This is a genomic window from Streptomyces sp. NPDC043854, from assembly GCF_056436005.1.
Window position 1 is genome coordinate 66,512 of record NZ_JBWKDK010000025.1, and the last position, 17,479, is coordinate 83,990.

The following is a 17,479-nucleotide window of genomic DNA, read 5'->3' on the forward strand; positions in this document are numbered from 1 at the left end:
CGGCCAAACGAAGCAGGGAGGCACTCCCGTGCCCCCCTGCTCCCAGATCCACCCGATCGGGCTAGAGAACCTCTGTGAGGCCCGCGCCCGCGGCCGCGTCAGCCCCTGCGTACGCCTTCCGCGAGCTCGCCCGCCAGCGCCCGTACGGCCGCCAGCCCGGCCGGCAGGTCCGGCGCGTCCAGCAGCAGCTTCACGAACGCCGAGCCGACGATCACCCCGTCGGCGAAGCCGGCGACCTCCTTGGCCTGTGCGGCGTTGGAGACACCGAGGCCCACGCACACGGGGAGCCCACGGCGGGCACCAGCGGTGCTGCGGGTGCGGCGGACCAGCTCCTGCGCCTCGTGGCCGACCGACTCACGGGTGCCGGTGACGCCCATCAGGGAGGCGGCGTAGACGAAACCGGAACCGGCGGCCGTGATGGTCGCCAGGCGCTCGTCCTTGCTGCTGGGGGCGACCACGAAGACGGTGGCCAGGCCGTTGCGGTCGGCGTGCTCGCGCCACAGCGCGGACTCCTGGACCGGCAGGTCCGGCAGGATGCAGCCGGCGCCGCCCGCCTCGGCGAGCTCGGTGGCGAACCGCTCCACGCCGTACCGGTCGATCGGGTTCCAGTACGTCATCACCAGGACCGGGGCCCCGGTCGCCTCGTGCGCCTCGCGCACGGTGCGCAGCACGTCGGCGATCTTCACGCCGCCGCGCAGGGCGATGTCGTCGGCGGTCTGGATGACCGCGCCGTCGAGGACGGGGTCGCTGTGCGGGAGACCCACCTCGACGATGTCGGCGCCGCCTTCGACGACGGCCTTGACGGCCTCGATGCCGCCGTCGACGGTCGGGAAGCCCGCCGGGAGGTAGGCGACGAGGGCGGCGCGGTCCTCGGCCTTCGCCTTGGCGAGGGTGTCGCTGAGCAGCTGGATGCGCCCGGTCTTCTCGTTGCTCACTTCGACTCCCCCTCGGTGTTGTCGTACAGCCCGAAGTAGCGGGCGGCGGTGTCCATGTCCTTGTCCCCGCGGCCGGACAGGTTGACCACGATCAGGCCGTCCTTCCCCAGCTCGCGGCCGAGGTCGAGGGCGCCGGCGAGGGCGTGCGCGGACTCGATGGCCGGGATGATGCCCTCGGTGCGCGAGAGCAGGCGCAGGGCCTGCATCGCGGCGTCGTCGGTGATCGCGCGGTACTCGCCGCGGCCGGTGTCCTTGAGGAAGGAGTGCTCCGGGCCGATGCCGGGGTAGTCCAGGCCGGCCGAGATGGAGTACGGCTCGGTGATCTGGCCCTCCTCGTCCTGGAGGACGTAGGAGCGGGAGCCGTGCAGGATGCCGGGCTCGCCGGCGGTCAGGGTGGCCGCGTGCTCGCCGGTCTCGACGCCGTGCCCGGCGGGCTCGAAGCCGACCAGGCGGACCTCGGTGTCCGGGATGAAGGCGTGGAAGAGGCCGATGGCGTTGGAGCCGCCGCCGACGCAGGCGGCGACGGCGTCGGGCAGCCGGCCGGTGCGCTCGAGGATCTGGCGGCGGGCCTCGACGCCGATGACGCGGTGGAAGTCGCGGACCATGGCCGGGAAGGGGTGCGGGCCGGCGACGGTGCCGAAGAGGTAGTGGGTGCGGTCGACGTTGGCGACCCAGTCGCGGAAGGCCTCGTTGATGGCGTCCTTGAGGGTGCGCGAGCCGGACTTCACGGCGATGACCTCGGCGCCGAGCATGCGCATGCGGGCCACGTTCAGGGCCTGGCGCCGGGTGTCGACCTCGCCCATGTAGATGGTGCAGTCGAGGCCGAAGAGGGCGCAGGCGGTGGCGGTGGCCACGCCGTGCTGGCCGGCGCCGGTCTCGGCGATGACGCGGGTCTTGCCCATGCGCTTGGTGAGCAGCGCCTGGCCCAGCACGTTGTTGATCTTGTGCGAGCCGGTGTGGTTGAGGTCCTCGCGCTTGAGGAAGATCCGGGCGCCGCCGGCGTGCTCGGCGAAGCGCGGCACTTCGGTCAGGGCGCTGGGGCGGCCGGTGTAGTTGACCATGAGGTCGTTCAGCTCGGCCGCGAAGGCCGGGTCGTCCTTGGCCTTCCGGTACTCGACGGCCACCTCGTCCACGGCGGCGACGAGCGCCTCCGGGATGAACTTGCCGCCGAAGTCGCCGAAGTAGCCTTCGGCGTTCGGGACGTGACCCTCCGGGTCCGGGATGAAGAACTCGCTGGCGCTGGACATGCCCAGTCACTCCTACGGATGCGTGGTGCGGCGGGTGGTGGTCACCGTAGTGCGCCGCCCGCCCGTGACACGCACACCGCACGCCCGCGGGGGTGTGGTGGGTACGGTGCGGGGGCCCGTGCCCCGGGGCGGCCGGCGGGCCGGCCCGTACGGGGCCGAGGGCCGTGCGGAACCGGGCCCGCGGCAGGTGTGCCTGCCGGGCGGGTCGGGTCCGCTACAGCGCGTCTCCGCGACGCCATCGCATGCCGTTGACCTGGCCGGGTTCGGAGCCGATCACGTACCGCACCCGCCGCCCGTGGACGCGCCGGGCCGGTGCGCGGCAGCCGCGGGGGCGGCAGCCGCGCGCCAGGGGCGCGTGGGCCGTCGGCACGTCGGCGGCCGGGCCGTGGCCCGGGCGCGTGCGGACGGAGGGGCGGGGGGTGGGCATGGGGCGGGTCAGCTCCGGCCGTGGCGCAGGGCGGGGTGGGCGCCGGCGGCGACGAGGTCGGCCACGGCCGCCTTCGGGTCGCGGCCGGTCACCAGGGACTCGCCGACGAGGACGGCGTCCGCGCCCTCGTTGGCGTAGGCGATCAGGTCGTGCGGGCCGCGGATGCCGGACTCGGCGACCTTGACGATGTGGGCCGGGATCTCGCCGACGACGCGCTCGAAGGTGGAGCGGTCGACGGTGAGGTCCTTGAGGTTGCGGGCGTTCACGCCGATGATCTTCGCGCCGGCGGCGACCGCGCGCTCGATCTCCTCCTCGTCGTGGACCTCGACGAGCGGGGTGAGGCCGATGGACTCGGCCCGCTCGATGAGGGAGACGAGGGCCTCCTGCTCCAGGGCCGCGACGATCAGCAGCACGAGGTCGGCGCCGTAGGCGCGGGCCTCCCACAGCTGGTACGCCGTGACGATGAAGTCCTTGCGGAGGATCGGGATGTCCACGCGTGCGCGGACGGCCTCCAGGTCGGCCAGCGAGCCGCCGAACCGGCGCTGCTCGGTGAGGACGGAGATGACCGCCGCACCGCCCGCCTCGTAGTCGGCGGCGAGTCCGGCAGGGTCGGCGATCGCTGCCAGCGCACCTTTGGAGGGGCTGGATCGCTTGACCTCGCAGATCACCTTGACGCCGTCGCCGCGCAGGGCTGCGACGCCGTCCTTGGCCTGGGGCGCCTTGGCGGCACGCTCCTTGAGCTCGTCGAGGCTCACGCGGGCCTGCCGTTCGGCAAGGTCTTCGCGGACCCCTTCGATGATCTCGTCGAGCACACTCACGCGAGCGGCCCCCTTCCGGGTCGATGACGGTCGGCCGCCTTGCAGACACGTACAACTGCAAGGTCAGCAATCAAATGGTATCCGCCCCGGGCGTTGCTCTCCGCACGCAGTTGACGGCGTCCCATTAAATGGACATTCGGAATCTCGGCTTCATATAGGCCTCACGGGGCCAGTGCGGATCCGAACGGCAGGTTCCGGACGATCGAGAAGACCAGCGCAACCCCGCCGAGGGCCCACCAATACGGTGCGGGCAGGGCAAAACGCGGGGTCGGAGCGCCACGCCAGGCCCGGACCAGCCACCCGGCCATGACGCCGGCGAAGATGAAGTAGCCGATCACGGCCAAGGCATTTGCCCCGAAAGCCGTGATCAGATCGCCGTGGGCGAACGCATGGGCGCTGCGCAGTCCGCCACATCCGGGGCACAGGATTCCGGTGACGCGGAAAAGCGGGCAGACGGGATAGTGGCCGGGTTCGTTGGGATCCACGGCGCCTACGTACGCAAATGCCGCGGCGGCCGGGAACAGCCAGAGGGCCGGGGGGGCCAGCCTGCGGAGCCGGGAGACGGGCTCGGCGGGTGCCGCGGGCGCCGCGGGGGCCGGCGGTACGGGCGGCCCGGCGAAGGGCGCGGGCGGGGTGCGGGGGGCGTCCACGCGCTGATTCTCCTCGGTGACGGCAAAAGGCGCAGCCCGACCGGGCCGCGCCTTTGCGTGTCCGCTGCGGGACTCAGGCCGCCTTGGAGGCGGCGACGACCTTGGCGAGGTCGTCGTGGGCGGGCTTCGGAGCACCCATGCCCGCGGCGCGCATGGCCAGGCCCACGACACCGCCCAGCGCGACGACGGCCAGGCCGGCCCAGAACCCGATCGGGTTCGCCAGCACCATGAAGGCGCCGGCGACGCAGAAACCGATGAAGGCGATGACGACACCGGTCCAGGCGGCCGGGGTGTGTCCGTGGTTGCTGCCCGCCATGAGTTGCTCCTCGTTTTGCTCTGTCGCACGTGCTGTTGTCGCACGCTCGGTGCTCATTGTCCCGCACCGGGTGCGGTGGGTGGTCAGCGGGTGGGGTCCTCGCCGCGGTCCAGGGCCTTCCACAGGTCCTCGGGCCGGTCCGGGTCCACCGCCGCGGGCCGGGGGGTCCGGGCGACGCCGCCGTCGCGCTCGTACCGCCCGCCCATCGCGGGCCAGGCGCGGCCGTGGCGCAGGGCGAGCAGGCCGGCGGCCAGGATCAGGACGCCGCCGACCGCCGTGACGTACGGCCAGGTGGTGTGTGCCAGGGCGCCCACCTGCGCCGCGGTGTCCGCGCTGGCCTTGGCGGCCTGCGCGTCCAGCGCCTGCCGGTCGTCGGCGGCGAGGACGGCGGCGAGGGCCGCGCCCAGGCCGCTCAGTGCCAGCAGGACGGACACCAGCAGCCGGCCGGTGCCGCGTACGGCGAACACCGCGACCAGGGCGGCGAGGCCCACGATGGCCAGGGCGGCGGGCAGACCGGTGACGGCCTGCCCGTCGGCGGTCACCGGGAGCGAGCCGCCGCCGACGGCGGCGGTGCCCCGGGCCCACACGCGGCCGGAGCCGAGCAGGACGACGGTGGCGCCGAGCGCGCCGAGCAGCAGGGCGGCGGCCACGCTGCGGCGGCCTCCGCGGCCCGCGGGGGCCGCGGGCGCCTCATGCGCCTCGGGCCCCTCGGCGGGGGTCCCGGGGGCTTCGGGGCCCTCGGGGGCGCCGGTGTCGTTTCGGGGTGGGGGTACGGCACTCACGTACCCACTATCCCCTACGGCCTCAGGAGCCGTGGAGGCGGTTCGCCGCTGCCACCGCGCGCAGCACGGCGGCCGCCTTGTTGCGGCACTCGTTGTCCTCCAGCTCCGGCACCGAGTCGGCGACCACGCCCGCGCCGGCCTGCACGTACGCGGTGCCGTCGCGCAGCAGGGCGGTGCGGATGGCGATGGCGGTGTCGGAGTCCCCGGCGAAGTCGAGGTAGCCGACGCAGCCGCCGTACAGGCCGCGGCGCGAGGGCTCCAGCTCCTCGATGATCTGCATGGCGCGGGGCTTGGGCGCGCCGGACAGGGTGCCGGCCGGGAAGCAGGCGGTGAGCACGTCGAAGGCGGTCTTGCCCTCGGCGACGCGCCCGGTGACCGTGGAGACGATGTGCATGACGTGCGAGTACCGCTCGATGCCCATGAAGTCGACGACCTCGACGGAACCCGGCTCGCAGACCCGGCCGAGGTCGTTGCGGCCCAGGTCGACGAGCATCAGGTGCTCGGCCCGCTCCTTGGGGTCGGCCAGCAGCTCCTCGGCGAGCTCGTGGTCCTCCTGCGGGGTGGCCCCGCGGTGGCGGGTGCCCGCGATGGGGTGCACCATGGCCCGGCCGTCCTCGACCTTGACCAGGGCCTCGGGGCTGGAGCCGACGACGTCGAAGCCGTTCTCGAAGCGGAAGAGGTACATGTACGGGGACGGGTTGGTGGCCCGCAGGATCCGGTACACGTCCAGCGCGGCGGCGTGGCAGGGGGTCTCGAACCGCTGCGAGGGCACCACCTGGAAGGCCTCGCCGGCCCGGATCCGCTCCTTGATGTCCTCGACGGCGGCCTGGTACTTCTCGCCGCCCCACAGAGCGGTGAACTCGGGCAGCTCGGAGGCGGGCAGCGGCGCGGGCGTGTACGGGGCGGGCCGGGCGAGGTCGGCCTCCATGGCGTCGAGGCGGGCGACGGCGTCGGCGTACGCCTCGTCCACGCCCGTGTCGAGGTCGTTGTGGTTGATCGCGTTGGCGATGAGCTGGACGGTGCCGTCCCAGTGGTCGAGGACCGCCAGGTCGGAGGTGAGCAGCATGGTCAGCTCGGGCAGCTTCAGGTCGTCGGCGCCGTGGTCGCCGATGCGCTCCAGGCGGCGCACGATGTCGTAGCCGAGGTAGCCGACCATGCCGCCGGTGAAGGGCGGCATCCCGGCGGCGAGGTCGCGGGGGGTGTGCAGGGCCTGGACGGTGGCGCGCAGGGCGTCCAGCGGGTCGCCGTCGGTGGGGACGCCGACGGGCGGGCTGCCGATCCAGTGGGCGCGGCCGTCGCGGACGGTGAGCGTGGCGTCGCTGCGGACGCCGACGAAGGAGTAGCGCGACCAGGAGCGGCCGTTCTCGGCGGACTCCAGCAGGAAGGTGCCGGGGCGGTCGGCGGCCAGCTTGCGGTAGAGGGCGACGGGGGTGTCCCCGTCGGCCAGCAGCTTGCGGCTGACGGGGATCACCCGGCGGTCGGCGGCGAGCTTGCGGAACTGTTCGAGATCCATGGGATGGGTCACCTGTCTGCCTGGTCGGCGGCCAGCGGAAGGACATCGGCGTCGAAGCACGTGCGGGCGCCGGTGTGGCAGGCGGCGCCGACCTGGTCGACCTTGACGAGCACGGTGTCGGCGTCGCAGTCGAGGGCGACGGACTTCACGTGCTGGACGTGGCCGGACGTGTCCCCCTTGACCCAGTACTCCTGCCGGCTGCGCGACCAGTAGGTGCAGCGGCCGGTGGTCAGGGTGCGGTGCAGCGCCTCGTCGTCCATCCACCCGAGCATGAGCACCTCACCGGTGTCGTACTGCTGGGCGATGGCCGGGACCAGGCCGTCGGCGGAGCGCTTGAGCCGGGCGGCGATGGCGGGATCGAGGGAGGAGGTGCTCATGCGGGCCATTGTGCCGCGCCGGACGGGCGGTTATGGATCACTGTCCGTCTGATGGGAAGGCGGACGGACGGGTTCCGGCCGTAGGCTTGCCCACATGTCGATGCATGCGAAGCGTGAACGCCTGCTGCTGGCGGACCTGTTGGAGGCGGCGGGGCCGACGGCGCCCACGCTGTGCGAGGGCTGGCTGACCCGGGACCTGGCCGCGCACGTGGTGGTACGGGAGCGCCGGCCGGACGCGGCGGGCGGCCTGCTGCTGAACGTGCTCAAGGAGCGGCTGGACAAGGCGATGGCCGAGTACGCGGCCAAGCCGTACGAGGAGCTGATCCAGCTGATCCGGACCGGCCCGCCGAAGCTGTCCCCGTACGCGCTGAAGCAGATCGACGAGGCGGCGAACGCCGTGGAGTTCTACGTGCACGCCGAGGACGTCCGGCGGGCCCAGCCCGACTGGTCGCCGCGCGAGCCGGACCCGGTCTTCTCGGACGCGCTGTGGTCCCGGCTGGAGAAGCTGGCGCGGCTGACGGGCCGCCGCTCGCCGGTGGGGCTGGTGCTGCGCCGCCCGAACGGGCAGACGGCCGTGGCCCACAAGGGCACGCCGGTGGTGACGGTGACGGGCGAGCCGGGTGAGCTGACGCTGTTCTGCTTCGGGCGGCAGGCCGCGGCCTCGGTGGAGCTGGACGGCCCGAAGGAGGCCGTTGCCCGCCTCACGACGGCCCAACTGGGCATCTAGCCCCTGCCCGGGCCGCCTGCCGCCTGCCTGCCGCCTGCCGCTGCGCGGAGCCCTCTCCCCACCCCGCCCCTTCCCGAAACCGTGGGCTCCGCCCCCGGACCCCGCGCATCAAACGCCGGCGGGGCTGGAAAATCCAGCCCGCGCGGCGTTTGAGCGCACCGGGTCAGCGGACCGGGTGGCCGGCCTCGCGGAGGGCGGCCTTCACCTCGGAGATGCGGAGGTCGCCGAAGTGGAAGACGGACGCGGCGAGGACCGCGTCGGCACCGGCCTCGACGGCCGGCGGGAAGTGCTCCAGCCTGCCGGCGCCGCCCGAGGCGATCACCGGGACGCTGACGTGCCTGCGCACGGCCGCGATCATCTCGGTGTCGTAGCCGTCCTTGGTGCCGTCGGCGTCCATCGAGTTCAGCAGGATCTCGCCGGCGCCCAGTTCGGCCGCCCGGTGGGCCCACTCGACGGCGTCCATGCCGGTGCCCCGGCGGCCGCCGTGCGTGGTCACCTCGAAGGAGCCGGACTCCGTGCGCCGGGCGTCGACGGACAGGACGAGGACCTGCCGGCCGAAGCGCTCGGCGATCTCCTGGATCAGCTCGGGCCGGGCGATGGCGGCGGTGTTGACGCCGACCTTGTCCGCGCCCGCCCGCAGCAGCTTGTCCACGTCGTCCGCGGTGCGGACGCCGCCGCCCACGGTCAGCGGGATGAAGACCTGCTCGGCGGTCCGCCGCACCACGTCGTAGGTGGTCTCGCGGTTCCCGGACGAGGCGGTGATGTCGAGGAAGGTCAGCTCGTCGGCGCCCTCGGCGTCGTACAGCCTGGCCATCTCGACGGGGTCGCCCGCGTCGCGCAGGTTCTGGAAGTTGACGCCCTTGACGACGCGGCCGTTGTCCACGTCCAGGCAGGGGATCACCCGTACGGCGAGTGACATCAGGACTCCCCTCGGAAGGCTTCGACCTCGACTTCGACGACCAGGCCGGGGTCGATGAAGCCGGACACGATGATCATGGAGGCGGCGGGGCGGACGTCGTCGAAGAGCTCCTTGTGGGCCCGTCCGACCTCGTCCACGTCCCGCGCGTGGGTGAGGTACATGCGGGTGCGGACGACGTGCTCGGCGCCCAGTCCCGCCTGCTCCAGCGCGTCGATCGCGACGCGGAAGGAGTTGACCGCCTGCTCGTACGGTCCGCCGGCGACGACCTTGCCGTCGACGACCGAGGTGCAGCCGGAGACGAGCACCAGCCCGTTCGGCAGCTCGACCGCGCGGGCGTAGCCCACGGCGTCCTCCCAGGGACCGCCGGAGGAGTACCGGCGGATTCCGTCGGCTCCGCTCATGCGCCGCCCACCGCCCGCAGCGCCTCCTGGAGGGTGAAGGCCTCCGCGTACAGGGCCTTGCCGACGATGGCGCCCTCGACGCCCAGCGGCACCAGCTCGGCCAGCGCCCGCAGGTCGTCCAGCGAGGAGATCCCGCCGGAGGCCACGACGGGCCGGTCGGTGGCCGCGCAGACGCCCCGCAGCAGTTCCAGGTTGGGGCCGGTGAGGGTGCCGTCGCGGCCGATGTCGGTGACGACGTAGCGGGCGCAGCCCTCGGAGTCCAGGCGGGCGAGGGTTTCGTACAGGTCGCCGCCCTCGCTGGTCCAGCCGCGGCCCTTGAGGGTGGTGCCGCGGACGTCGAGGCCGACCGCGATCCGGTCCCCGTACTCGGCGATGGCCTTGGCGGCCCACTCGGGGGTCTCCAGGGCGGCGGTGCCGAGGTTGACGCGGGTGCAGCCGGTGGCGAGGGCCGCGGCGAGCGTGGCGTCGTCGCGGATGCCGCCGGACAGCTCGACCTTGATGTCCATCGCGCGGGTGATCTCGGCGACCAGGGCCCGGTTGTCGCCGGTGCCGAAGGCGGCGTCGAGGTCGACCAGGTGCAGCCATTCGGCGCCGGCGCGCTGCCAGGCGAGGGCCGCCTCCAGCGGGGAGCCGTAGGAGGTCTCGCTGCCGGACACGCCGTGCACGAGGCGGACGGCCTGGCCGTCACGGACGTCGACCGCGGGGAGGAGTTCCAGCTGCTTCGCTGCGGGCTCGGTCATCACAGGGTCTCGATCCAGTTGGAGAGGAGCTGGGCTCCGGCGTCGCCGGACTTCTCGGGGTGGAACTGGGTGGCCCACAGGGCCCCGTTCTCCACCGCCGCGACGAAGCGCTCGCCGTGGGTGGCCCAGGTGATCTTGGGCCCGGCGATCCGCGGGTTGGTGACCTCCAGGGTCCAGTCGTGGGCCGCGTAGGAGTGCACGAAGTAGAACCGGGCGTCGGCGTCCAGGCCGGCGAAGGCCTGGCTGTCGGCGGGGGCCTCGACGGTGTTCCAGCCCATGTGGGGCACGACGGGGGCCTTGAGCGGGCCGACGGTGCCGGGCCACTCGTCGAGGCCCTCGGTCTCGACGCCGTGCTCGATGCCGCGCTCGAAGAGGATCTGCATGCCGACGCAGATGCCCATGACGGGGCGGCCGCCGGAGAGCCGGCGGCCGATGATCCAGTCGCCGCGGACGGACTTCAGGCCCTGCATGCAGGCGGAGAAGGCGCCGACGCCGGGCACGAGGAGGCCGTCGGCGTCCATGGCCTTGTCGTAGTCGCGGGTGATCTCGACGTCCGCGCCGACGCGCGCGAGGGCGCGCTCGGCGGAGCGGACGTTTCCGAAGCCGTAGTCGAGGACGACGACCGTCTTGGTGGGTCGGGATGCGCTCATGACCAGATTCCCTGGATCCGCAGGACTCCGGCGGCAAGACACATCGCGGAGCCGATGGCGAGCAGCACGACGACCGACCTGGGCATCTGCTGCTTCTGGAAGGAGTAGACGCCGCCGGCCAGGAACAGGCCGACGACGATGAGGACGGTGCTGAGGCCGTTCACGGCTAGAGGGCGCCCTTCGTCGAGGGGAGGATGCCTGCCGCGGCCGCGCGCGGGTCGAGCTCCGCGGCGTAGCGCAGGGCCCGGGCCAGCGCCTTGAACTGGCACTCCACGATGTGGTGGGCGTTGCGGCCGTACGGGACGTGGACGTGGAGGGCGATCTGCGCCTGGGCGACGAAGGACTCCAGGATGTGCCGGGTCATCGTCGTGTCGTAGCTGCCGATCATCGGCGCCATGTTCTCGGGCTCGGTGTGCACGAGGTAGGGGCGGCCCGACAGGTCCACGGTCACCTGGGCGAGGGACTCGTCCAGCGGGACGGTGCAGTTGCCGAACCGGTAGATGCCGACCTTGTCGCCGAGGGCCTGCTTGAAGGCGGCGCCGAGGGCGAGGGCGGTGTCCTCGATGGTGTGGTGGCTGTCGATGTGCAGGTCGCCGTCGGTCTTGACGGTGAGGTCGAACATGCCGTGGCGGCCGAGCTGGTCGAGCATGTGGTCGTAGAAGCCGACGCCGGTGGAGACGTCGACCTGCCCGGTGCCGTCGAGGTTTATCTCGACGAGGACGGAGGTCTCCTTCGTGGTCCGTTCGACCCGTCCGATGCGGCTCATGCGTGCTGCTCCTTCTTCAGTGCGCGAACCGCTTCCAGGAACGCGTCGTTCTCGGCCGGGGTGCCCGCGGTGACCCGCAGCCAGCCCGGTACGCCGTTGTCCCGGACCAGGACGCCCCGGTCGAGGATCTGCTGCCAGGCGGTGTGGGAGTCCTCGAACCTCCCGAACTGGATGAAGTTCGCGTCGGACTCGGTGACCTCGTAGCCGATCGCCCGGAGTTCGGCGACGAGGCGGTCCCGCTCGGCCTTGAGCTGCTCGACGTAGCCCAGCAGGGTGTCGGTGTGCTCCAGGGCCGCGAGGGCGGTCGCCTGGGTGACGGCCGACAGGTGGTACGGCAGGCGCACCAGCTGGACGGCGTCGACGACGGCCGGGTGCGCGGCGAGGTAGCCCAGGCGCAGTCCGGCGGCGCCGAAGGCCTTGGACATGGTCCGGGAGACCACCAGGTTCGGGCGGCCCTCGATCAGGGGCAGCAGGGAGTCGCGGTGGCTGAACTCGACGTAGGCCTCGTCCACGATCACCAGGGACGGTTTGGCCGCCTGCGCGGCCTCGTAGAGGGCGAGGACGGTCTCCGCCTCGACCGCGGTGCCCGTGGGGTTGTTGGGCGAGGTGATGAAGACGACGTCGGGCGCGTTCTCGGTGATGGCCTGCTCGGCGGCCGCCACGTCGATGGTGAAATCCTCGCGGCGCGGGCCGGAGATCCAGCCGGTTCCCGTGCCGCGGGCGATCAGCGCGTGCATCGAGTACGAGGGCTCGAAGCCGATCGCGGTGCGGCCGGGCCCGCCGAAGGTCTGCAGCAGCTGCTGGATGACCTCGTTGGAGCCGTTGGCGGCCCACACGTTCTCCCGGGCGACCGGGTGCTTGCCGGTACGGGTGAGATAGGCGGCCAGCGCGGTCCGCAGCTCGACGGCGTCCCGGTCGGGGTACCGGTTGAGGGTGCGGGCCGCCTCGGCGACACGCTCGGCGATCCGCCGCACCAGCTCTTCGGGGAGCTCGTACGGGTTCTCGTTGGTGTTCAGCTGGACGGGCACGTCGAGCTGCGGGGCGCCGTACGGGCTCTTACCGCGCAGCTCGTCGCGGATGGGCAGGTCGTCGATGCCGATGCCGCCCGTCCCGTGAGTTCTGTCGTACGTGTTCACCGGCCCGGCACCTTCCAGCCGAAGCGCGCCTTGAGGGCGGCGCCGTGCGCCGGCAGGTCCTCGGCCTCGGCCAGGGTCACCACGTGGTGGGTGGCCTCGGCGAGCGCGTCGCGCGTGTAGTCGACGATGTGGATGCCGCGCAGGAAGGACTGCACGGACAGGCCGGAGGAGTGGCAGGCGCAGCCGCCGGTGGGCAGGACGTGGTTCGACCCGGCGCAGTAGTCGCCGAGGGAGACCGGGGCCCACGGGCCGACGAAGATCGCACCGGCGTTGCGGACGCGGGCGGCCCGGGCCGCGGCGTCGGCGGTCTGGATCTCCAGGTGCTCGGCGCCGTACGCGTCGACGACCTTCAGGCCGTCCTCCAGGCTGTCGACCAGCACGATCGCGGACTGCTTGCCGGCGAGCGCCGGGCGGATCCGGTCCTCGACGTGCTTGGTGGCCGCGACCTGCGGTTCGAGCTCCTTCTCGACGGCGGCCGCGAGGTCCTCGGAGTCGGTGACCAGGACGGCGGCGGCCAGCGGGTCGTGCTCGGCCTGGCTGATCAGGTCGGCGGCCACGTGCACCGGGTCGGCGGTGGAGTCCGCGAGGACGGCGATCTCGGTCGGACCGGCCTCGGTGTCGATGCCGATCTTCCCGGTGAAGTAGCGCTTGGCGGCGGCGACCCAGATGTTGCCGGGGCCGGTGACCATGTTGACCGGCAGGCAGTCCTCGGTGCCGTACGCGAACATCGCGACGGCGACGGCGCCGCCCACCGCGTACACCTCGTCCACGCCGAGCAGGGCGCAGGCGGCGAGGATCGTCGGGTGCGGCAGGCCGTCGAATGCGGCCTGCGGCGGGGAGGCCAGGGCGATGGACTCCACGCCCGCCTCCTGGGCCGGCACGACGTTCATGACGACGGAGGACGGGTACACGGAGCGGCCGCCGGGCGCGTACAGGCCGACGCGCTCGACCGGCACCCACTTCTCGGTCACGGTGCCGCCGGGGACCACCTGGGTGGTGTGCTCGGTGCGGCGCTGCGCGCGGTGGACGGTCCGGGCGCGGCGGATCGACTCCTCCAGGGCGGCGCGGACAGCCGGGTCGAGCTCGTCGAGGGCCTTGGCGAGGGCCTCGGCGGGCACCCTGACCTGTTCCAGCCGTACGCCGTCGAACTTCTCCGCGTACTCGATCAGCGCCGCGGTGCCACGATGATGGACGTCCTCGCAGATGGGCCGCACCTTCTCCAGGGCGGCTTCCACGTCGAACTCGGCACGGGGGAGCAGGTCGCGCAGGGCCGCGCCCTCGGGGAGGGCACCGCCGCGCAGATCGATACGAGAGATCACCTCCCAATTCTCTCAGACCGGCTCCCACAGCCGTCCGCCCGTATCACTGGCTGATACACGCCCCGGCTGTCACCGCCTCCGCCTAACGTTCCCCCTACACGTATGCACAGCGGAGGGGGACCGCCATGGCCGAGGCACCGCGCGCGGACGAGGAGCCGGCGGACCTCGGCGACGCCGAGCGCCTGATGTGGCGGGCGTTCCGCACGGGGAGCGTGTGCGACCTGAGTGCCCGGGCCGCCGAGGTGGACGACCCGCACGGCGACCGGACCTGGGACGCCCGGCGCAGCGTCCGCGCCGACGTGGTGTCGCTGCTGCTGCTCCACGGGCCGCCGCCGGTGCCGGGCCGGGTGGCGTCGCTGAAGCTGCGCGGGGTGCAGATCACCGGCCGCCTGGACCTGTCGGGCGGCACCGTCGAGCCGTACGTCGAACTCCAGTCCTGCCGCTTCGACAGCGAGGTCCAGCTGTCCGAGACCCGGTTCGGCACGCTGCGGCTGATCGACTGCGCGATCCCCCGGCTGGACGCCTCCCGCCTGCACACTGAGGGCGACCTGCACCTGCCGCGCTGCCGGGTGGCGCGCGGGATACGGCTGACCGACGCGCAGATCGGCACGGACCTGCTGATCAGCCAGGCCGTGGTGCAGCGGGACAGCCGGGGCCGGGCCATCGCCGCGGACGGCATGTCGGTCGCGCAGGACTTCCAGGGCGAGCTGCTGGAGACGTACGGGGAGGTGAGCCTGCGCGGCGCGAAGGTCGGCGGGTCGATGAACCTGCGCGGGGCCCGGCTGCGCAACCCGCACGGGCGGCGGGCCCTGAACGCCCCGCAGCTGACCGTCGAGCGGACCCTGTACCTGACGTCGATCGCGCTGGACTACGTGCCCGGCGACTCCGGTTCCTCCACTCCCCCGTACGGCTTGGGCCAGACGCCGGTGCGCGGGCAGCGGGCCCGGCGCTTCGAGTGCCGGGGCGGGCTGCGCCTGGACGACGGCCGCTTCGGCGACGCCGTGGACCTGTACGGGGCCCGGTTCGCCCTGGCCGCGGAGCAGGAGGTGTCGCTGCGCCGGATCCAGACCCCGGAGCTGCGGTTCGTCGGCGAGCGGCCGGAGCGGGGCCGGGTGGTGCTGTCGGGGGCCAAGGTGGTCAAGCTGGTGGACGCCTCCACGAGCTGGCCCGGCCCGGGCGGGGTGTCGATCGAGGGCTTCGTCTACGAGAACCTCGCGCCCCGCGGCCACTTCCCGCTGGTGCGCCGGCTGGAGTGGGTGGCGGCGGCCACCCCGGAGTTCTCGCCGGAGCCCTACGAGCGGCTGGCGTCCGTCCTGCGCGCCAGCGGCGAGGACGCCGACGCCCGCGAGGTGCTGCTGGCCAAGCAGCGCCGGCGGCGGGCGACGCTGCCGCCGGCGGCCAAGGCGTGGGGGTACCTGCAGGACTGGACGGTGGCCTACGGGTACCGGCCGGGCCGGGCGGCGCTGTGGATGGTGCTGCTGTGGGCGGCGGGCGCGCTGCTGTTCGCCCGGCTCACCCCGGCGGCCATCAAGCCGGACGAGCACCCCGCGTGGAATCCGCTGCTCTACGCCTTGGACCTGCTGCTTCCGGTCATCGACCTGGGCCAGCAGGGCCAGTGGATGATGAAGGGCTACTGGCAGTGGGGCTCGGCGGTGCTGATCCTGCTGGGCTGGATCCTGGCGACGACGGTGGCGGCGGGGGCCTCGCGGATGCTGCGCCGCGGCTGACGGACCAGCGGGAACCGAGGTGACAGGGCCCGCCCCACGGCCACTACCCTGTGCCTCGTGACCACCGTTCGCCTGCCCCTCTTCCCGCTGAACTCGGTGCTTTTCCCCGGACTCGTGCTGCCGCTGAACGTCTTCGAGGAGCGTTATCGCGCCATGATGCGGGAGCTGCTGAAGACGGGCGACGACGAGCCGCGCCGCTTCGCGGTCGTCGCGATCCGCGACGGCCGCGAGGTCGCGCCGACCGCCCCCGGCATGCCGGACCAGACGGCCCTGCCCGAGCGGGGCCCGGCCGCGGGCTTCGGCCCGGACCCGGTCCAGGCGTTCCACCGGGTGGGCTGCATCGCGGACGCGGCGACGATCCGGGAGCGGCAGGACGGCAGCTTCGAGGTCCTGGCGACGGGTACGACGCGGGTCCGCCTGCTGTCGGTGGACGCCTCGGGCGCGTTCCTCGTCGCGGAGCTGGAGGAGCTGCCGGAGGAGGCGGGCGAAGGCGCCGGGGCCCTGGCGGAGGGGGTGCTGCGGGCGTTCCGGACGTACCAGAAGCGGCTGGCCGCGGCCCGCGAGCGGTCGCTGGCCTCGGCGGCGGAGCTGCCCGACGAGCCGTCGGTGGTGTCGTACCTGGTGGCGGCGGCGGCGGTGCTGGACACCCCGGCCAGGCAGCGGCTGCTCCAGGCCCCGGACACGGCGACGCGGCTGGCGGAGGAGCTGAAGCTGCTGCGCGCGGAGACGGCGCTGATCCGCCACCTGCCGTCGCTGCCCGCGGTGGACCTGACCCGGATGCCGACCAGCCCGAACTGACCACCGAACCGATCGGGAGCCCTGACTGATGGCGAAGAAGAAGGCCGCGTCCGCGGCGACCCCGGCGATCGCGGCGCTCACCGCGGCCGGAGCGGACTTCACCACCCACTCCTACGAGCACGACCCCGCGCACCCCTCGTACGGGCAGGAGGCGGCGGAGGCCATGGGGGTGAGCCCGGACCAGGTCTTCAAGACGCTCGTCACGGACACGGACGGGGTCCTCACGGTGGCGGTGGTCCCGGTCTCCGGCAGCCTCGACCTGAAGGCCCTGGCCTCCGCCGTCGGCGCGAAGAAGGCGGTGATGGCGGATCCGTCGCTGGCCGAGCGCACCACCGGCTACGTGGTGGGCGGCATCTCCCCGCTGGGGCAGCGCAAGCGGCTGCGGACGGTCGTGGACTCCTCCGCCGAGGCGCACCCCACCATCTGCGTGTCGGCCGGCCGGCGCGGGCTGGAGGTCGAGCTGGCGCCTGCCGCCCTGGCCGCGCTGACGGCGGCGACCCTGGCCCCGATCGCCCGCGCCTGAGCGGCCTCGGGGGCCGCGGCGCCCCCGTACGGCCGTCAGGGCCGCGGGGGCTCCTGGGCCGCCGGGTCGGCGTGCACGTGGGGCGGCGGGTAGACGGCGCCGGGGCCCGGGCGGGCGGCGTCGGCCGGGTCGTGGCCGGGCTCCGGGTCGTACGGGGTCCACAGGGCCGTCAGACCGAGGTGGACGAGGAGCGCGGTCATCGGCCAGGCCAGCAGCACCCCGTACGCGAGCAGCTCCAGCGGTGCTTCGAACGGCACGCCCTTGCCCGCCGCTGCCGCGGCGGCGGCCACGTCGCCGGAGCCGCCCAGCCACTCGCCGGTGCGCCATCCGAGCCAGGAGGCGGCGCAGGAGCCGATGCCCAGCCCGATCACCTGGGGGGCGCCGCCGCGGCGGCGCCACAGGAAGAGGAGGACGGCGGCGAGCACGCCCATCCCGATCGAGAGCAGCAGGAACGTGCTGTCGGCCCCTATCCGGGCCTCGCTCTCGGTGTTGCGCAGGAAGACCGCCTGCCCGTTCGACACGTACTCGGCGCGCGGCGCCAGCCACGCCCACAGCAGCCCGAGGAGCGCCCCGGACGCCCCGACGACGAGCGTGGCGGCGGCCCCGTCGCGGACGTCCCCGGCGGTGACGCCGGATGCGGCCGGTCTGCCGGGCGGCGGCGGTTCGACGGGGGGCGGCGTGGTCACGGGTTCGGTCACCCCCACATCG

22 protein-coding genes are annotated in these 17,479 nt (G+C 73.4%); 4 read left to right on the forward strand and 18 right to left on the reverse strand.

Annotated elements, in window-relative coordinates; genetic code table 11:
- Positions 1–98: 98 nt before the first annotated feature.
- From trpA to hisI, 9 genes are all read right to left on the reverse strand, one after another.
- Positions 99–935: a tryptophan synthase subunit alpha gene (gene trpA, locus AC068A_RS22725; RefSeq protein WP_478587551.1), complete on the reverse strand. Its 837-nt coding sequence runs from the start codon at positions 933–935 to the stop codon at positions 99–101.
- On the reverse strand, positions 932–2,182 hold the full coding sequence (trpB, locus tag AC068A_RS22730) for a tryptophan synthase subunit beta (protein WP_478587553.1): 1,251 nt from the start codon (positions 2,180–2,182) through the stop codon (positions 932–934). The genes trpA and trpB overlap by 4 nt, the downstream gene beginning before the upstream one ends.
- A gap of 214 nt (positions 2,183–2,396) precedes the next feature.
- Positions 2,397–2,609, reverse strand: coding sequence for a tryptophan biosynthesis modulator TrpM (gene trpM / locus AC068A_RS22735; protein WP_478587555.1), 213 nt, complete (start codon positions 2,607–2,609; stop codon positions 2,397–2,399).
- 8 nt (positions 2,610–2,617) lie between these two features.
- A complete protein-coding gene (trpC, locus tag AC068A_RS22740; RefSeq protein WP_361088113.1) occupies positions 2,618–3,427 on the reverse strand; it encodes an indole-3-glycerol phosphate synthase TrpC in 810 nt (269 codons plus the stop codon).
- 161 nt (positions 3,428–3,588) lie between these two features.
- The gene (locus AC068A_RS22745) at positions 3,589–4,077 is read right to left on the reverse strand and encodes a DUF2752 domain-containing protein (protein ID WP_478587557.1); all 489 of its coding nucleotides are present in this window, start codon (positions 4,075–4,077) and stop codon (positions 3,589–3,591) included.
- Positions 4,078–4,150: 73 nt separating this feature from the next.
- Entirely contained in the window at positions 4,151–4,393 is a 243-nt protein-coding gene (locus AC068A_RS22750) for an HGxxPAAW family protein (protein ID WP_478587559.1), read from the reverse strand.
- Between the two features lie 83 nt (positions 4,394–4,476).
- The gene (locus tag AC068A_RS22755) at positions 4,477–5,175 is read right to left on the reverse strand and encodes a TIGR02234 family membrane protein (protein WP_478587561.1); all 699 of its coding nucleotides are present in this window, start codon (positions 5,173–5,175) and stop codon (positions 4,477–4,479) included.
- Between the two features lie 22 nt (positions 5,176–5,197).
- Complete coding sequence (locus tag AC068A_RS22760; protein WP_478587563.1) at positions 5,198–6,688, reverse strand: anthranilate synthase component I; 1,491 nt, start codon at positions 6,686–6,688, stop codon at positions 5,198–5,200.
- Between the two features lie 8 nt (positions 6,689–6,696).
- Positions 6,697–7,074: a phosphoribosyl-AMP cyclohydrolase gene (gene hisI, locus AC068A_RS22765; protein ID WP_360635151.1), complete on the reverse strand. Its 378-nt coding sequence runs from the start codon at positions 7,072–7,074 to the stop codon at positions 6,697–6,699.
- Between the two features lie 85 nt (positions 7,075–7,159).
- Here hisI and AC068A_RS22770 point away from each other — a divergent pair, with 85 nt between their 5' ends.
- On the forward strand, positions 7,160–7,792 hold the full coding sequence (locus AC068A_RS22770) for a TIGR03085 family metal-binding protein (RefSeq protein ID WP_478587565.1): 633 nt from the start codon (positions 7,160–7,162) through the stop codon (positions 7,790–7,792).
- A gap of 163 nt (positions 7,793–7,955) precedes the next feature.
- On the opposite strand, the gene hisF is transcribed toward AC068A_RS22770, so the two are convergent.
- Genes hisF through hisD form a run of 8 tightly spaced genes read right to left on the reverse strand, consistent with a single transcriptional unit; the run spans position 7,956 to position 13,723 of the window.
- Positions 7,956–8,711, reverse strand: a complete 756-nt coding sequence (hisF, locus tag AC068A_RS22775; RefSeq protein WP_478587567.1) for an imidazole glycerol phosphate synthase subunit HisF — start codon at positions 8,709–8,711, stop codon at positions 7,956–7,958.
- Entirely contained in the window at positions 8,711–9,112 is a 402-nt protein-coding gene (locus AC068A_RS22780) for a RidA family protein (protein WP_478587569.1), read from the reverse strand. The genes hisF and AC068A_RS22780 overlap by 1 nt, the downstream gene beginning before the upstream one ends.
- On the reverse strand, positions 9,109–9,852 hold the full coding sequence (priA, locus tag AC068A_RS22785; protein WP_478587571.1) for a bifunctional 1-(5-phosphoribosyl)-5-((5-phosphoribosylamino)methylideneamino)imidazole-4-carboxamide isomerase/phosphoribosylanthranilate isomerase PriA: 744 nt from the start codon (positions 9,850–9,852) through the stop codon (positions 9,109–9,111). Before priA ends, AC068A_RS22780 begins: the two co-directional genes overlap by 4 nt.
- The gene (gene hisH, locus AC068A_RS22790) at positions 9,852–10,502 is read right to left on the reverse strand and encodes an imidazole glycerol phosphate synthase subunit HisH (protein WP_478587573.1); all 651 of its coding nucleotides are present in this window, start codon (positions 10,500–10,502) and stop codon (positions 9,852–9,854) included. The genes priA and hisH overlap by 1 nt, the downstream gene beginning before the upstream one ends.
- Entirely contained in the window at positions 10,499–10,666 is a 168-nt protein-coding gene (locus tag AC068A_RS22795; protein WP_478587575.1) for a hypothetical protein, read from the reverse strand. The genes hisH and AC068A_RS22795 overlap by 4 nt, the downstream gene beginning before the upstream one ends.
- Before the next feature lie 2 nt (positions 10,667–10,668).
- On the reverse strand, positions 10,669–11,268 hold the full coding sequence (gene hisB / locus AC068A_RS22800; RefSeq protein WP_385430402.1) for an imidazoleglycerol-phosphate dehydratase HisB: 600 nt from the start codon (positions 11,266–11,268) through the stop codon (positions 10,669–10,671).
- Complete coding sequence (locus AC068A_RS22805; protein WP_478587577.1) at positions 11,265–12,404, reverse strand: histidinol-phosphate transaminase; 1,140 nt, start codon at positions 12,402–12,404, stop codon at positions 11,265–11,267. The genes hisB and AC068A_RS22805 overlap by 4 nt, the downstream gene beginning before the upstream one ends.
- Complete coding sequence (hisD, locus tag AC068A_RS22810) at positions 12,401–13,723, reverse strand: histidinol dehydrogenase (RefSeq protein ID WP_478587579.1); 1,323 nt, start codon at positions 13,721–13,723, stop codon at positions 12,401–12,403. Before hisD ends, AC068A_RS22805 begins: the two co-directional genes overlap by 4 nt.
- A 125-nt stretch (positions 13,724–13,848) precedes the next feature.
- Between hisD and AC068A_RS22815 the strand changes: the two genes are divergently transcribed.
- From AC068A_RS22815 to ybaK, 3 genes are read left to right on the forward strand one after another with little or no spacing between them, the layout of a single operon-like run.
- Positions 13,849–15,450: an oxidoreductase gene (locus tag AC068A_RS22815; RefSeq protein ID WP_478587580.1), complete on the forward strand. Its 1,602-nt coding sequence runs from the start codon at positions 13,849–13,851 to the stop codon at positions 15,448–15,450.
- 57 nt (positions 15,451–15,507) lie between these two features.
- The gene (locus AC068A_RS22820; protein WP_478587581.1) at positions 15,508–16,248 is read left to right on the forward strand and encodes an LON peptidase substrate-binding domain-containing protein; all 741 of its coding nucleotides are present in this window, start codon (positions 15,508–15,510) and stop codon (positions 16,246–16,248) included.
- A gap of 28 nt (positions 16,249–16,276) precedes the next feature.
- Entirely contained in the window at positions 16,277–16,771 is a 495-nt protein-coding gene (ybaK, locus tag AC068A_RS22825; protein WP_478587583.1) for a Cys-tRNA(Pro) deacylase, read from the forward strand.
- A gap of 35 nt (positions 16,772–16,806) precedes the next feature.
- Here the strand turns inward: ybaK and AC068A_RS22830 are convergent, their stop codons facing one another.
- Entirely contained in the window at positions 16,807–17,469 is a 663-nt protein-coding gene (locus tag AC068A_RS22830; RefSeq protein WP_478587585.1) for a hypothetical protein, read from the reverse strand.
- Positions 17,470–17,479 lie beyond the last annotated feature (10 nt).